Source organism: Nocardioides sp. R-C-SC26, assembly GCF_021246465.1.
Lineage (GTDB): Bacteria > Actinomycetota > Actinomycetes > Propionibacteriales > Nocardioidaceae > Nocardioides.
Window position 1 is genome coordinate 146,583 of sequence record NZ_JAHRHK010000007.1, and the last position, 15,386, is coordinate 161,968.

Annotated in this window: 12 protein-coding genes; 1 reads left to right on the forward strand and 11 read right to left on the reverse strand. The window is 72.0% G+C overall.

Translation table 11 applies throughout. The features are described 5' to 3' along the window. Positions 1-78: 78 nt before the first annotated feature. The 5 genes from KSO97_RS08750 to KSO97_RS08770 all read right to left on the reverse strand — a co-directional run bounded on the left by KSO97_RS08750 (position 79) and on the right by KSO97_RS08770 (position 4,774). Positions 79-1,122 carry an ABC transporter substrate-binding protein gene (locus KSO97_RS08750; protein ID WP_232677989.1) on the reverse strand — a complete coding sequence of 348 codons (1,044 nt, stop codon included), beginning with the start codon at positions 1,120-1,122 and terminating at the stop codon, positions 79-81. Between the two features lie 41 nt (positions 1,123-1,163). Continuing rightward, positions 1,164-2,225, reverse strand: coding sequence for an iron-siderophore ABC transporter substrate-binding protein (locus tag KSO97_RS08755; RefSeq protein WP_232677990.1), 1,062 nt, complete (start codon positions 2,223-2,225; stop codon positions 1,164-1,166). 123 nt (positions 2,226-2,348) lie between these two features. Continuing rightward, positions 2,349-3,434 (reverse strand): branched-chain amino acid aminotransferase, encoded by a 1,086-nt coding sequence (locus tag KSO97_RS08760; protein ID WP_232677992.1) that lies wholly within the window; start codon positions 3,432-3,434, stop codon positions 2,349-2,351. Positions 3,435-3,515: 81 nt separating this feature from the next. After that, positions 3,516-4,580: a 3-isopropylmalate dehydrogenase gene (locus KSO97_RS08765; protein WP_232677994.1), complete on the reverse strand. Its 1,065-nt coding sequence runs from the start codon at positions 4,578-4,580 to the stop codon at positions 3,516-3,518. 11 nt (positions 4,581-4,591) lie between these two features. Next, complete coding sequence (locus tag KSO97_RS08770) at positions 4,592-4,774, reverse strand: hypothetical protein (RefSeq protein ID WP_232677997.1); 183 nt, start codon at positions 4,772-4,774, stop codon at positions 4,592-4,594. A 491-nt stretch (positions 4,775-5,265) separates the two neighbouring features. Between KSO97_RS08770 and KSO97_RS08775 the strand changes: the two genes are divergently transcribed. Continuing rightward, on the forward strand, positions 5,266-5,850 hold the full coding sequence (locus tag KSO97_RS08775) for a class I SAM-dependent methyltransferase (RefSeq protein WP_232677998.1): 585 nt from the start codon (positions 5,266-5,268) through the stop codon (positions 5,848-5,850). Positions 5,851-5,884: 34 nt separating this feature from the next. On the opposite strand, the gene KSO97_RS08780 is transcribed toward KSO97_RS08775, so the two are convergent. From KSO97_RS08780 to KSO97_RS08805, 6 genes are all read right to left on the reverse strand, one after another. Then, complete coding sequence (locus tag KSO97_RS08780; protein ID WP_232677999.1) at positions 5,885-8,548, reverse strand: helix-turn-helix transcriptional regulator; 2,664 nt, start codon at positions 8,546-8,548, stop codon at positions 5,885-5,887. A gap of 65 nt (positions 8,549-8,613) precedes the next feature. Continuing rightward, entirely contained in the window at positions 8,614-9,363 is a 750-nt protein-coding gene (locus tag KSO97_RS08785; protein ID WP_232678003.1) for an FHA domain-containing protein, read from the reverse strand. Continuing rightward, entirely contained in the window at positions 9,360-10,673 is a 1,314-nt protein-coding gene (locus tag KSO97_RS08790) for a VWA domain-containing protein (protein WP_232678006.1), read from the reverse strand. Before KSO97_RS08790 ends, KSO97_RS08785 begins: the two co-directional genes overlap by 4 nt. Beyond that, a complete protein-coding gene (locus KSO97_RS08795) occupies positions 10,673-11,827 on the reverse strand; it encodes a protein phosphatase 2C domain-containing protein (protein WP_232678009.1) in 1,155 nt (384 codons plus the stop codon). The genes KSO97_RS08790 and KSO97_RS08795 overlap by 1 nt, the downstream gene beginning before the upstream one ends. Further along, the gene (locus KSO97_RS08800) at positions 11,824-14,187 is read right to left on the reverse strand and encodes a serine/threonine-protein kinase (protein ID WP_232678010.1); all 2,364 of its coding nucleotides are present in this window, start codon (positions 14,185-14,187) and stop codon (positions 11,824-11,826) included. Before KSO97_RS08800 ends, KSO97_RS08795 begins: the two co-directional genes overlap by 4 nt. Further along, positions 14,184-15,374, reverse strand: a complete 1,191-nt coding sequence (locus tag KSO97_RS08805; RefSeq protein ID WP_232678011.1) for a hypothetical protein — start codon at positions 15,372-15,374, stop codon at positions 14,184-14,186. The genes KSO97_RS08800 and KSO97_RS08805 overlap by 4 nt, the downstream gene beginning before the upstream one ends. Positions 15,375-15,386: the final 12 nt, after the last annotated feature.

Below are 15,386 nucleotides of genomic sequence, written 5' to 3' on the forward strand. Positions count from 1 at the left end.
CACCGACCCGAACGCACGTCGGGCCCGGCCCCCCGAGGGGAGCCGGGCCCGAACTCGTGGTGGAGCAGGCGCTCGACGTCAGTCGGTGACGGCGGGCACCTTCGTGGCCGGGTCGCCGTCGACGGCGGCCGCGAGCTGCGGCACGTAGCGCTCGAGCACGTAGGGCAGGGCGAGCGTGTTCGTGAAGCTGTGCGCCACGTAGTAAGCGCCGTCGTCGGCGCCGATGTCGACGTAGGAGCCGTTCTTGAACTGGTCGGTCCCCTCGTAGACGGAGAGCACCGTCTTGTCAGCGGACAGGTCGTACCAGACGGCCATGTCGAGGTTGCCGACGTCGGCCGTGCGCTCGGCGCTCAACGAACCGCCGAACTCGTTCTGGTCGTTGAAGAGCGAGGAGGTCCGGGTGTCGAAGCCGAGCGACTCGAGCAGGCGCGCCCGCGGGTCGTCCGGGCCGTAGACGAAGAGGCCCTCGTACGGCGTGACCAGTGCGACGGTCTTGCCCTCGAAGTCGGGGTTGTCGGAGGCGTACTGAGCGAACTGCGCCTCGACCGCGTCGATCTTCTCCTGGATCTCCTCGCCCTGACCGACGGCCTGGCCGACCTTCAGCGCCATCTCCTGCCACGGCATCGAGTAGTCGGCGTACTCACCGGACTGCGCCAGGGTGGGGGCGATCGCGGAGAGCAGCTCGAACTCCTTCTCCGTCATCGCCGAGTACTCGCCGATGATCAGATCGGGCTTGAGCGCCGCGACCTTCTCCACGGGGATGCCGTTGGTGGCGTCGAGCACCTCCGGCATCTCCGCACCCTCGGGCAGGGCCTCCTCGGCCCACGGGTTGATGCCGCTCTCCTCGCCGAACCAGAAGGTCACGCCGACCGGCACGATGCCCAGGTCGATGAGCGTGTCCTGCTCCTGGAGCCCGACGACGACGACGCGCTCGGGCACCTCGGTGAACGTCGTCTCGCCGTACTTGTGCTCGATCGTCACCGGCAGCTGCTCGGAGGTCCCGGCGGAGCCGGCGGAGCCGCTCGTCTCGCCATCGCCGTCGTCACTGCCGCAGGCGGCCAGGCCCAGGCCCAGCACCAGCGCGGAGGCGCCGATCGCGAGGCTGCGTCGTGTGGTGCGCATGTTTCTCTCTTCTTCTCGGGTGGGTGATGCGATTCGGAAGGTCAGGACGTCGGGAACTCGCGCGGCTGCTCGCCACGTGAGGCGCCGACCAGCGACGGCGTGAGGTGCTCGAGCACGTACTCCAGGCTGAGCGGGGTGAGGAAGTAGATCGCTCCCGCGAGCGTCGCGTCGGTGTAGACGGACCGGTTCTCCTCGACCGCAGGCAGCTGGGAGACGGTCGCGAAGTCCTGCAGCGTCTCGAACATCCCCTGGTCCTCGGTGGCCCAGACGATGACGTCGGCCTCGAGGAGGTTGACGTTCTCGGCGCTGATCAGGGCCTGCTCGCCCGGCTTGGCGTACTTGTCCAGCCCGGGGGTGATCGTGAAGCCGAGGTCAGTGAGGAACGCCGTACTGAGGTCGTCGGGGTAGACGTAGAGCTGGCCGTCATAGGGCCCGCCTTGGGAGAAGGTCGCGGTCTTGCCGGCGAAGTCCTTGCGGTGGAACTCGGCGACGGCGGCATAGTCGGCCTCGACCCGCTCGACGAGCTCCTGCCCGTCGCCCTCGCGACCGAGGGCTCGCGCGACCTGGAGCACCTGGTCCTGCCACGGCGAGAAGTAGGGCAGCGAGTCCGGGACGCTCGACACCGTCGGTGCGATGGCACTCAGCAGCTCGTAGTCGCGGTCGGTCATGCCGGCGTTCGTGCCGACGATCAGGTCGGGCTGGAGGTCGGCGATCTTCTCGAAGTCGATGCCGTTGGTCGTGCGCAGCACGACCGGCTCGTTGTCGCCGAGCAGGTCCTGCGCCCAGGGCCAGGTGGCGGAGGGCTGGTCGCCGTACCACTCGGTCACCGCGATCGGGACGACGCCGAACTGGAGCAGGATGTCCTGCTCGGTGAGGCCGACGCTGACGACGCGCTCGGGCACGCTCTCGATGGTCGTCTCGCCGAAGCGGTGCTCGACGGTGACCGGGAACGTGCCCTCGCCCTCGATCACCTCCGCGCCGATGGCTCTCGGCGGCGTGGCGACGGCGGGCTCGTCGGGACCGTTGCTCCCGCAGGCGCCGAGGCCACCGAGCAGCAACGAGACGACGAGCGCGCCGAGGACGGCGTGGGGGTGGGAACGCACGGACGCTCTCCTCTCTTAGGTGAGCCTCACTTTAGTAAGGCTCACCTAAGAGGCTGCACGCGGGTCATCAGATGGACGCCGCGTCCGCACCGAGGCGCTCGCGGGCCGTACCCGCCGGTCCGGTCAGACGATGCGGTGCATCCACCCCAGCTCGTCGGCCTCGCGGCCGAACTGGATCCCGACGAGGTGCTCGCGGATCCGGGCCGCGACACCACCTTCGGCCGGAGCCGGCGCGCTCGGCGTGGAGCCGCCGTCCCACTTGAGCTCTCCGACGGGCGTGATCACCGCCGCGGTGCCGCAGGCGAAGATCTCCACGATCTCACCGCTCGCGACGCCGTCACGCCACTCGTCGATGGAGATCCGACGCTCCTCCACCTGGTAGCCCAGGCGGCCGGCAAGCTCGATGATGCTGGCGCGGGTGATGCCCTCGAGGATCGTGCCGGTCTCCGGCGTCGCGATGCGACCGTCGGCGTACACGAAGTACAGGTTCATCCCCCCGAGCTCCTCGATGAAGCGCCCGTGCTCGGCGTCGAGGAAGACCACCTGGTCGCATCCGTGCTCGGTCGCCTCCTGCTGCGCGACCAGCGAGCTGGCGTAGTTGCCACCTGTCTTGGCGGCGCCCATGCCGCCGCGACCCGCCCGCGTGTAGGTCTCGCTCAGCCAGAGCGAGACCGGCTTCACTCCGCCCTTGAAGTACGCGCCGGCGGGGCTCGCGATGACCATGAAGGTGACGTGCTGACTGGGACGTACGCCCAGGAACGCCTCGGAGGCGAACATGAACGGACGCAGGTAGAGGCTCTTCTCCCCCGTGCTGGCGTCCGGGACCCAACGCTGGTCGACGGCGACGAGCGCGTCCACCAGCTGCACGAAGTCGTCGGCGTCGAGGACGGGCAGGGCGAGCCGGTGGCTCGACCGCACCATCCGCGCCGCGTTCTGCTCCGGCCGGAACGACCAGACCGAGCCGTCGGGGTGGCGGTAGGCCTTCATCCCCTCGAACGTCTCCTGGGCGTAGTGGAGCACCGCCGTCGCCGGGTCGAGGGTCAGTGGACCGTAGGGAGTGATGCGGGCGTCGTGCCACCCCCGGTCCGGGGTCCACTCCACCGTGAGCATGTGGTCGGTGAAGTGGTTGCCGAACCCGGGGTCGGCGAGGATCTCGGCCAACCGCTCCTCGCTGGCGGGGTCGGTCGCGAGAGTGGTGCTGATGTCCATGGCGGGCAATCTAGTAGACCTTCCTCGTACGTGGATCGGTGCGGAAGGACACCCGGCGCGGACGTTCGTCGTCCGGGGGCCCTACCCCGCTACTCGGGCGGCGATCGCGTCGCCGACCTCGGACGTCGTGCGCCCACCGGTGGGGCCGGTGCCGGCGGGGCGGTCGGCCAGGTCGGCGATCGCCGCAGCCTCGACGGCGGCCGCGGCATCGGGGTAGCCGAGGTGGTCCAGGAGCAGGCCCACCGACAGGATCGCTGCCGTCGGGTCGGCCTTCTGCTGCCCGGCGATGTCGGGCGCGGAGCCGTGCACCGGCTCGAACATCGAGGGTGCGGTGCGGTCGGGGTTGACGTTGCCCGAGGCCGCCAGTCCGATGCCGCCGGTGATCGCGGCGGCAAGGTCGGTGATGATGTCGCCGAAGAGGTTGTCGGTGACGATCACGTCGAAGCGGGCCGGATCGGTGGTCATGAAGATCATCGCGGCGTCGATGTGCATGTAGTCGACGGTGACGTCGGGGAACTCCGCGGCGACGGCCTGGGTCAGGCGCCACCACACGGAGCCGGCGTTGACCAGCACGTTGGTCTTGTGGACCAGGGTGAGCTTGCGGCGCGGACGACGCTGCGCGCGGGCGAAGGCGTCGCGCAGCACACGCTCGACACCGAAGGCGGTGTTGACCGAGACCTCGGTCGCGACCTCGTGCGGCGTGCCGACACGCAGGGCGCCTCCGTTGCCGGTGTAGGGGCCCTCGGTGCCCTCGCGGACGACGACGAAGTCGACGTCGCCGGGGTTGGCCAGCGGGGAGACCGAGCCCGGGTAGATCCTGGACGGGCGCAGGTTGACGTAGTGGTCCAGCTCGAACCGCAGGCGCAACAGCAGACCGCGCTCGAGGATGCCCGGGGGCAGGTTCGGGTCGTTCGGCTTGCCTCCGACGGCGCCCAGCAGGATCGCGTCGTGCTCGCGCACCTCGGCGAGGACCGAGTCGGGCAGCACCTCGCCGGTGGCCAGGTAACGCTCGGCTCCCAGGTCGTACCGGGTCTGCTCGAACTTCACCTCCGACGGCGTGACCGCCTCGAGCACCTTCAGTGCCTCGGTGGTCACCTCCTGGCCGATGCCGTCGCCGGGGATGACTGCGAGCTTGAGGGAGGTCATGGACACGAACGTTAGTTGTCGTCGGGGCGCTCGCCCGCGCCGTCTCGCAGGTCGACGGCGTGCCTGGGGCCGTGCGCGGCATCGGCTGGAGCGACCTCGTGGTCGCGGCGGTGCTTCGCCGGCCCCCACTCGGCGGTGGACGTCCTGGCTCCCCGCTGGAAGGCGGTTCGGGTCGTGGCAGTTGCGGTGTTCATGTCGGTTCCTCTCGCTGCGGACGGCGCGACGTCGTCCGCTCTCGGCGGCGTGGGTGGGATCTGCATTCCGGTGCTTCGCGTCCGGAGATGTCCCCACGGAGGAACCGAGTGGCGAGCCGTGCATCGTCCCTCGGATCGCAAGGGACGGTCGGGCGAGCCTGGCCTCAGCGAGCGGATCCGCGCGTCACCTGCGCCCTCCACCGTGGAGACATCACCGAACGTGATGCGGATCGTCGGGAATCCGACGGTCCTGACGAGGCCATGCGCTGGACTACGGGAACTTCAGCGCGTGCGAGCCACCACGACGAGGTGGCCTCACTCGCAGGATCAAGCCTGCTGGGCCTCGCCGCGGCGCTCAATAAGTACGCACAGGTTCCGCATGGTGCGTCGATGATAGCCACGTTCGACGCCGTCGCGCCCGCATTTGCTCCGACTCGTTCGGATGGCGAGACGTCAGTGGCCCCGCGGCACGGCGCGGCAACACTCATCCGGTGAGCGCCTCCCCCGAACTCCCCGAGATCGTCGCGCGTGCGTTCGACGTGTCGCGTCGGGCGGGGTACGTCTCGTTCTGCCGCAACGAGACCGGCCGACTGCTGGCCATGCTGGCCTCCACCCGCGACGGCGTGATGGCCGAGTTCGGCACCGGCTGCGGCGTCGGGACCGCCTGGCTGCGCTCCGGCGTCCGGGGCGAGAAGGCGACGATCGTCACCGCCGAGCTCAACCCGAAGCTCGCCCGTGCGGCCGCCGAGATCTTCCAGGACGACCCGCAGGTCGAGGTGCTCGCCGCCGACTGGTCGACGCTGCACACGCTGGGGCCCTTCTCCCTGCTGTTCCTCGACTCCGGGCAGAGCTCGGGCGGGTTCGGCGACGACGTCAGCGTCGACGCCATCGCCGACCTGGTGGAGGACGGCGGGATCGTGGTGCTCGACGACTTCGTGCCGTGCGAGAGCTGGCCTCCGGTCTACGGCGGTCGGGTCGACACCCTGCGCGAGCAGTGGCTGACCGACGAGCGTTTCACCGCCGTCGAGGTGATGGTGGCCGCCGACGCGAGCACGATCATCGCCACCAAGCGCTGATCCCGCGGCGTTCCGCCCCGGAGGTCCGCAGGAGTCAGGGCATCGCGGTGCCCAACGCAGATGCGAGCTGGCTGCGGCGTCGGATGCCGAGCTTGCGGTAGGTGGCGGACAGGTGCGACTCCACCGTGCGGGCCGAGACGCCGAGCCGGGCGGCGATCTCGGTGTTGGTCGCACCGGAGGCTGCCAGCTCCGCAGTGCGCCGCTGCGACGGCGAGAGGCCGAGGTCGTCCTCGTCGGAGACCGTCGTGCCCATGCGTCGGGCGTCATCGGCACAGCGTTCGCGCCAGGCCGCCAGGCCCGCGCGTTCGAAGAGCGCCGCCGCGTCGGCGAAGGCCTCGGCCGCCTCACGACGTCGGCGTGCTGCGCGATGCACGCGGCCCTCGGCCCAACGCGCCCGGGCGTGGTGGGTGACCAGCCCGGCGTCGCGAGCCATCGCTATCGCCGCGCGCGCGTGAGCCAGGGCAGCCTCGAGGTCGCCGGCGTCGGTCGCCAGCAGCGCCGCAACCCGCCGGCGGGAGCCCTCCAGGTGCGGTCGCTCGACCCATGGGTCGGTGCCGAGCGCTGCGAACCATCGGCGCGCGAGCTCCGCCTCGCCCGCGAGCACGGCGGCCTCGGCTCCCGCGACGACGCTGGACTGCATCGTCGGCTCCGGCACCACCGAGCCGAGCACCCTCTCGACGTGGACGCCGAGCAGCGCCACGGCTTGCGCGGCGCGGCCGCCGAGCTGCCAACCTTCGCAGATCGCCTCGCCGAAGAGGGCGAGCATCTCCACCTGCGACTGGGTGCCGTCGACGGCGATCTCCAGCACCGACGGCTCGAGCAGTGCGACCGCGGCGTCGTCGCCGGCGTCGAGGGCGCGGACGTAGCCGAGCAGGAGACTCAGTCCGTCGGCGGTGTCGTGACGGAACTCGCGGGCCCGACGCTCCACGAGGTCCAGCAGCGGCTCCAGCTCGACGACGCGCCCCGTCGCACGCGCGGCGAGATAGGCCAGCACGACGTGGAAGGCGCTGTAGGCGAGGTCCCCGGACTCCAGCGACGTCGTGGTGCGTTCGGTGCTGATGGCGTAGGCGGTGTCGAACTCGCCTCGCACCCAATGACAGGTGGCGAGCATGAAGGCGGGGTCGACGACCGGGTGCCGCGCGATCGACGGGTCGAGCTCGCCGACCACGGCCGATACCGCGTCCAGGTCGACCGGCTCACCTGCGAAGAGGGTGACCACGGCACTGCCGGCCATGGTGAGCCCGACGTGCTCGCGTGACCCGGAGGCCTCGGCGTGGTCGCGCGCCCGGCGCATGATCTGCGGCATCTCGCCGAACCTGAAGTCCCGCGCTGCTAGGAACGACTCCCACGTCGCGAGCTCGGCCCGCAGGTCGGACTCGCCTTCCCCGCGTCCGAGGGCGGCCTCGGCGCGCTGCAGTGCAGCGCCGGCCGCGGCCGCGTCGCGTTCGAAGACGAGCCGGAACTCCACCATCGCGATCTCGGCCACCTGACGGGTCGTCGCCGGCTCCGCGGCAGCCAGCTGCTCGGCGGCCCTGGTCAGGTCACCGAGGCCGATGCCGGCCTCCGCCGCGACCACTAGCGCCCGGCACCGCTGCTCGGCCCCCACCGCGACGTCTGCCGCCACGCGGGCGCTGGCCGCGGCGAGAGGGAGCGCACCTCGCGCGAGCGCCGCGTCCGCGTCGGCGAGGAGCTCCTCCGCGACGTCCCGGTCGGCGCCCACCACCGACGCCGCGCGCGTGCGCAACGACTCGCCGGGTCCCGCCGTCGGCAGCAGCGCGCTCCGCACCGCACGCGCCTCCTCCGCCCCCACCGCCGCTCGCAGGCTCCGCCCGACGAACGGCGAGCGGAAGTGGACGGCATCGTGCGCCACGACGCGCACGGGATACGGGAGATGAGCAAGCTCGGCTCTCACCTCGGCCTCCGAGACACCGGCGGCCGTCGCGATCCTCGCGACGCCACGGTCTTCGGCGAATGCCACGAGCAGGAGGAGCCGGCGCGCGCCGACGCCCAGGCGCGCGAGCGCCTCGACCTGACGATCTCCCAGCCGCCGGGAGACGTCGTCCAGCGCGCCGTCGGCGGAGACGGCGTCCGCGAGCTCGACCGCGACGCCCGGGGAGCCGTCGGCCCAACCGATGAGCCGTCGCAACGCGCGACTGCGGACGGCCGCGGTCGCCGTCCGCTCGATGAGCAGGCCGATCTGATGGTCGGTGAGCCGCGTGAGCAGCCGGTGGTCCCGAGGCCAGGGATCCCCCGGGTCGGCGACGTCGCCCGCCGTCGCCAGCACGACGTCGCCCGTGACCAGGCGGAGCCCGCGGTGCAGGACGCCGCCGCTCGCGCTGTCGACCCAGGCGAGGTCGTCGATCACGAGGGTCGTCGGCTCGTCGTCGAGCGCGGCCGCGATCGACGCGGCAAGGCCCACCGACGTCGTCCCTGCCGGCACGGGGACACCGAGTGCGCGCGCGACGTCGTCGGCGACGCCGAGGTCCACCATCCGCTCCGCCTCGATCCCCCGCACGGCGACCACCCGCCGTCCGGCATTGCGGGCATGCGCCGCGACCTCGGCGCACCAGCGGCTCCGTCCGGACCCGGGTTCCCCACGGACGTGGAGCGCGCGCGAGCCGCCCGCGGCGACGTGGAGTGCGGCGAGCTCTGCAAGCAGGGCGTCGCGCCCGATCAGGGGCGGTCCTGCGGCCAGCACGGCATCAGCGTACTGATATCGGACCGACGCACCGGGGCGTCGCGGATGTGGATCGACGAGTTGGCCTACACCTCGCCCGGCGCCGCCTGACGGACGACGATGCGGGTCCAGGCTCCGAGGTAGACCCGGTCTCCGGCGGCGATCTCGGTCTTCTGTCCGACCGGGATCGGGGTCTTGGGGAGCAGGCCGGTGGCGCCTCCGACGTAGGTGCCGTTGGAGGAGCCGAGGTCCTCCACGAACCACCGGCTCCCGTCCGTGGTGAGCTGCGCGTGCCGGCGGCTGATGCCGTTGTCGGTGCCCAGATCGATGTCGGGCGCGATGCCCCGACTGCGCGAGGCTCGGCCGATCAGCACCGAGGTGTGCCGCAGCGCCACGACACTCGGCAGGCCGGGCGAGGGCAGCGGGTCGGTGCTCTGCTGGTCGGCGTACCAGTCGGGGTCGATCCAGACCTCGGCCACCCACGCGTCAGCCGGGGCCGGTGAGGGGTTGGGATCGGTCGCGGTCTCGACAGGCTCGGCCGTCGGAATGCTCGGGCCTGCACCGTGCGAAGGCGGTAGGTCCAGGCCGGACGGCGGGGTCATCGGCCGCGGCATCGCGCCGGTGGTGAAGTCGTACCCGCAGCTCTCGCAGAACAGAGCGTTCGCCGGCGTGGGCGCCTGGCAGTTCGGGCAACTCGTCGCCTGCGCCGCGCCGTCGGGCGGCGCGGGATCGGTGGTGGCCGCGGGCGAGCCGGTCTCACCGGCGTCGGGCATGGCGACGCCGCAGGTGTCGCAGTAGTCGGTAGCCGTGGAGTCGTGGCCAGCTGGACACTTCACGTCGTCGTGCCCCCTGCAGTACTCGGGTCGGTCTGCTTCTTGATCCGCGTGGTCTTGGTCGAGGCCGTGTCGAGAGCCATCTCGTCGGCCTTGTCCACGGTGCGCTTGAGCCGCACCGTGCCCTCGCGCTCGTTCTCCACCTCGACCACCTTGCGCAGCTTCGACGTCGCCTCGTCGTTCCCGGTCGAGGCGGCGAGCTGCACGGCGCGCCCGAGCTTGGTCGTCGCGGTGGCCTCGTCGCCGGCCGCCTTGGCTGCCAGACCCTCCTGGATCATCGCCGCGAGCTCGGTCTGGCCGGTGTAGTGGGCGACCTGGGCGTCGATCTTCGCGGTGAGCTCGGAGTTGTTCGACCACGTCGCCTTGACCAACGCCTGCGCGAGGACGTCGTCGCCGATCGCGATCTGCACACGCGCGGCGAGTTGCTCCTGGCCGATCGCCTTGGCCGCCACCCGCACGGCCACGTGATAGTCACGCGACTCGTCGGCCCACGCCCCGGTCGGGTAGCCGCCGGTGAGGGGGTTGACGGCGACACGGCGCGCGGTGAGGTCCTCCACGCTGGGCGAGACCTGCCGCACGAAGAGGATCTGAGCGCCCTGCGGAGCCCAGACCCGCAACTGCGCGTCGGCGATGCCACGCGCCATCGAACTGCGCATCATGTCCTGGAACTGGGCGCGCATCTGGTCGGGGCTCGGGATGATGTCGACGGTGCCGAGCAGCGCCTGGGAGATCCGGCGCAGCTCGGCGACCTGCCAGTCGGTGCCGGCACCCCGACAGTCGCACTGGAAGTAGCCCGTGGCTCGCGCGATCGCCTCGTCGAGCATGTTCGCGCCCTCGCGGTTCTCACCGTCGGTGAGCAGGATGGCGTGACGCTGGGTGACGTCGGGCACGGAGGAGAAGAGCCGTCCGGCGAGATCGAGCCAGGTCGACATCGCCGTGCCGCCGCTGCCGACGAAGCGGCTGATCGCCTCGCTGGCCTCCTGCCGGGTGCGGTCGTCCATCCGCACCATGCCGGGCCCGCTGCTGACCTGGGGGTAGGCGAGCATCGCTCGGTCCGAGCCGGCGACGATCGCGAACCACGTGCCGTCGACGATCTCCGCCACAGCGGCCTGGGCGGCGTCCTTCGCCGCTGCCATCGTGGCCGGCCCCATCGAGCCGGAGGTGTCGACGATGATGATCTCGCCCGCGGCGCCCGCCCCGGACTGGCCGGCCGTGCCGGCACCCGAGCAGGTGATCGTGACGATCGCGTTGACGTCGGTGCCGCCGTCGGGCAGGAACTCGTTCTGGTAGACGCTCGCGGTGAACTCGGCCATCAGGTCTCCTCGGTCGGGTCGATGAGGGCATTCTGCCCGGGGGGCGTAGGCGCTCGTCCCGATGGCGCCTCCGCCCTCTCGACGCGCGCAAGCGCCACGGTGATGTTGTCCCTACCCCCGCAGCCCTTCGCGAATGCCAGCAGCCCCAGCGCGATCGCCATCGGATCTGGCGTGGGCACAGCGGCAGCGTCGACCTGGGCTCGCAGCGCCTGCGGGTCCGAGGCGTAGTTCCACAGGCCGTCCGAGCACGCCAGCACCCACCCGGGCACCGACACGGTCGCCTCGGCGACCCGTGGAGCGAGGTCGGGGGCATCGCGGCCGAGCCAGCGCGTGATCGCGTGCGCCTGCGGTCCGGACTCCGCGGCCTCCCGGGTCGCGCCCGCGGCCATCTGCATCTGCGCCACCGAGTCGTCCACGGTGAGCTGGACGCCGTCCGCACCATCGGGCAGCCAGTAGACGCGCGAGTCGCCGATGTTGGCGACGACGAGACGCTCACCCTCGACGACGGCGACGGCGAACGTGGCCGAGGCCGGGTTCGCCGACTCCTCCGGCGTGGTCGCGTCGATGGCGTCGTTCGCCGCGCGAACGGCCTGGGCCAGCAGCGCGGTGGCTGCCGCGTGCCGGCTCTCTGCCGTGCCCATGCCCTGCGGGAAGGGCGCGCGCAGGGCCTCGCACGCGGCCCGTGCCCCCGCTTCGGAGGCGAGGTGGGAGTCCTCCGCGCTCGAGACGCCGTCCAGCACGACGAGGACGGCGCGCTCACCCGACGTCGGCGAGCCGAGCAGCGCCATCGCGTCCTCGTTGCGGTGGTGCACGATGCCGCGATCGCAGACGCCGGCCACCCAGCCGCCTTCGCCGGCCGGTTCCTGCCGGTAGTGGTCGCGCTCGCTCGGCTGCTTGGCCCCGCAGAGCTGGCAGTACGCGTCGTCGTCGACCGCGCCGCCGCACTCCACACAGGGACGGCGGCCGGAGTCGGCCACGATCTCGGCGGCCGCGGAGACACGGACGGAGTCGAACGGCGCCGCCTCCTCGCTCACCGGCGGCGTGACCGCGGCGCCAGGTCCGCCGGCTACCGCGGCGCCCTGGCGTGCCCCACAGGCCTCGCAGAAGGCGGCGCCGCCGTCGAGCGCCGCGCCGCACGCCGTACAGGCGCTCACGTCAGGCTCCACGCGCGGACGGCGTTGGCCCGGTTGACCAGCTCGATCCGCTCGGGCATCGCGACGGCGTCGCGCGCGAGCTGGCGACAGCTGCGCTCGATGCCCTCCCGGATGCCGGCCTCGGTCGCCGGAACCGACCCGATCTGCGCGGCTGTGCCGGCCGGCGAACTGCCGCCGGTCGTCACGATCGCCAGGGCCTGCTCCAGGATGCGCACGCTGTAGCGCCCGTGCGTGGCCGGGTCCATCGAGGCCGACTCGATGGACCGCATCGCCTGATCCAGCACCGCGAGGTCGCGCGTGCCCTGGCTCAGCAGCACCTCGGCACGCAGCTGACGACTCTCGGGATACCCGCGGCTCGTGCGCGGCACCAGGTCGAGGGCCTCGACGGCGCCCGCGGCGTCACGGCGTTCCGCACGCACCCGCGCCAGCCCGAAGGCAGCCGGAGCGACGTAGGCGGCGTCCGTGGCCGCGCAGGTCAGGTAGAGGCCTTCGGCGACCTCGGGCTGCCCGCCCTTCTCGCACGCGACGCCGAGCGCGAGCTTGGGCGCGAGCTCGCCCGGCACCTGCTGGTAGACGGCGTTGAACGCAGCCTGCGCTCCGGCCCAGTCTCCCTCGTGCATCGCCGCGAGGCCGTCCACCCACAGCGCACGCCACTCCCACGGGTCTGTCCCGAGCATCTCCGAGGCGACGGCGTGCGCGCGCCGAGCGTCGCCGAGCTCGAGGGCGGTGCGGGCGATGGCCAGCTGCACCTCCGCCGTCCGCTCGGGCGCCTCGGTGTCGAGCACCCGCAGCCGCTCCGCCAGCTCGTCGCTGCCGATGCCCGAGAGCCAGCCGTGCTGGGAGTCGGTGGTGTCCTCCCGGAGCTTGGGCAGCTGCGACCATTCCAGGACGCCCCGCGAGGTCGTCGGCGGCGCGAACAGCGGGGAGGCAGCCGAGGTGAGCGAGGTGCCCGGCGTCCGCTCGGCCACCACCTCGCGCAGGACACCGAACAGTTGGCCGCGTAGTTCGTCGACCGAGGCGAATCGGTCGGCCGGGTCGGGCGCACAGCACTTGGCGACCAGCCAGTAGAGCGAGTCGTGTTCGGCGAAGAGCGGGGTGGACTCCGGCGGCGGCAGGGTGTGCAGGTAGGTGCCCTGGTAGCCACGGAACTCCATGCAGAGCACGACCAGAGTGCGCCCGATCGTGTAGATGTCGGAGGCGATGCTCGGCCCGACCTCGGCGACCTCGGGCGCCTGGTAGCCGACCGTGCCGTAGATGGCGGACTCGTGGTCGTCGATGCGTCGCACGCCACCGAGGTCGATCAGCTTCATCGAGTCGCCGACCTGGATCATGTTGTCGGGCTTGAAGTCGCAGTAGAGCAACCCGAGATCGTGCAGGTACTGGAAGGCCGGGAGGATCTCCAGGATGTAGGCGATCGCCTGATCGACGGGCAGCGCGTCGTAGGCACCGCCGGCGGCCTTCATCCGCTCCTTGAGGATCTGCTTGAGAGACTTGCCGCCCACGTACTCCATCACGATGTAGCCGGCGCCGTCGTGGGTGACGAAGTTGTAGATCTCCACGATCAGCGGGTGCTCGACCTGGGCGAGGAACTGCTGCTCGGCGATGGCGGCGGCGAGCGCATCGGGGTCGCCGGAGTTGAGCAGGCCCTTCAGCACGACCCAGCGATTGGAGACGTTGCGGTCGCGCGCGAGATAGATCCACCCGAGTCCGCCGTGTGCCAGGGCACCGGCGACCTCGTACTGACCGCCGACCAGATCCCCGGCCCGGAGCTTGGGGGTGAAGGAGAAGGCTTGGCCGCACTGGGGGCAGAAGCCCTCCTCGCGACCTGGTTGGCCATCGCGAGAACGGCCGATGGCACTGCCGCACTTGGAGCAGGAGCGCTTGTCCTCGGGCACGGCCGGGTTCGGGTTGATCGCCTTGGCGGGGTCGACCGCCGGCGCGGGTGGCACGCTCGTCAACCCGGCACCGATCCGGGCCGCTCGCAGGCGCTGGGATCCTGCGCGTGCCTGACGCGTGGCCACCGAGTCCGCGCCCGCGCGACGCGACCCGAAGGCCGCTGACTGGACGCGGCTCGCCGACGTCGCCACCGAGACGTCGTCCGGCATGCCGGGTCCCGCGCCCGTGGCCGGGACGGCGCCCGGCGTGGCCGCCATGCCGCAGGTGTCGCAGTAGCCGTCCGCGATCGTGCCCGCGCATCCGGGCTGGTCGCAGGACGCACCGTCGGGGGTCGCGACAGGCTCGACCACCGGCGACCCAGCCTCCGGGGTCGAGCCGGGAGCTGCGGCCATGCCGCAGACATCGCAGTAGCCGTCGGCGATCGTGCCGGAACAACCAGGCTGGGTGCAGGTCGTCGCGCTCATGGCTTCTCCTCGTGCTGCGGGTGCGGAACGTCGGTGGGAGCTGCGAGAGCGAGCCAGCTCTGATAGGTCGCGACGAGCTGGCGGCACACCGCCATCGGGGCCGGGCGTCGCTCCAGGACGGCGCGCGCCTGCTGCTCGCTGACCCTCAGGTCGTCACGGTCTGCCACACCGAGGGCGCGAGCCTTGGCCAGGTAGGCGTCAAGCAGTGCGATCAGGTCGGCGTGCTCGGCCAGCGCCGCGGCGTACTTCTCCTGGGCCCAGCCGAGCGCCTGCCCGACCCGGTCGAGACGGTCGCGGTAGCCGGCCAACTCCTCGGCGGTGTTCGGGACCGGGCCGAGCATCTCCACGTCGGGGATCGCGTAGTGGGGCGCGGGGTCGACGGTCGCGACGCACCGCGCGGCGAGCTGCTCGAGCGCCGCCTCGCGGGCTTCGAGGTCGGCGCGGAGTTCCCGCACGGACGCGAGCGCATCGCGCGCGTCGCGACGTCGGGCGTTGCCGACGATGAGGTCGCGCTCGAACACCGAGGCGTCCTGTTCCAGCGGCGCGAGCAGGCCCCCGACGTCGGCCCCGCGCTGAGCCCGTTCGGAGACGTCGGACAGGCGTGCCATGAGCGCGGCGAGCCGGTCGACCGCCGCATCGCGCTGGGTGGCGGGCTCGAGCCCGACCTGGTCGCGGATCCGCTCGAGCTGGGCGCGGAGGTCGGCGATGTGCGCTGCCGCCTCGGAGGCACCCGGAGCCAGGGAGATGCGTGCGCGCAGCTGGCTCGCCAGGGCATCGGAGAGCCGGCACGCCTCGGGCAGGGAGACGGCCATGCCGCCGGGGATCTCGGCCGCACCGTCGAGGCGGCCCCAGATGAGCGCCGCGATCCGCTCGCGCTCGGACTGCAGGACGCGGCCGCCGTCCCAGGTGGCGAAGACGAGCTGGTACCGGTCGGCGACGGCCTTCCATACCGACATGGCCAGCGCCATGTCGGTGGCCACTTCCACACCGTGCCCCGAAGCCAGCGCCATCGCGTCGAGATCGGCCAGCTCCTGCTGGCGACCGCGCACCCAGGCCTCGAGATCGACCAGGTAGCGCTGCAGCGCCGCCGGCTCCGGCGCGGCGCCCATCGCCCCGGGCGCCGCGGGCGCGACCGGGGAGGCGCCGAGTACGCCCGGCGAGGGTGAGTAGGCGTCGGAGACGGACATCGGCGATCGCAG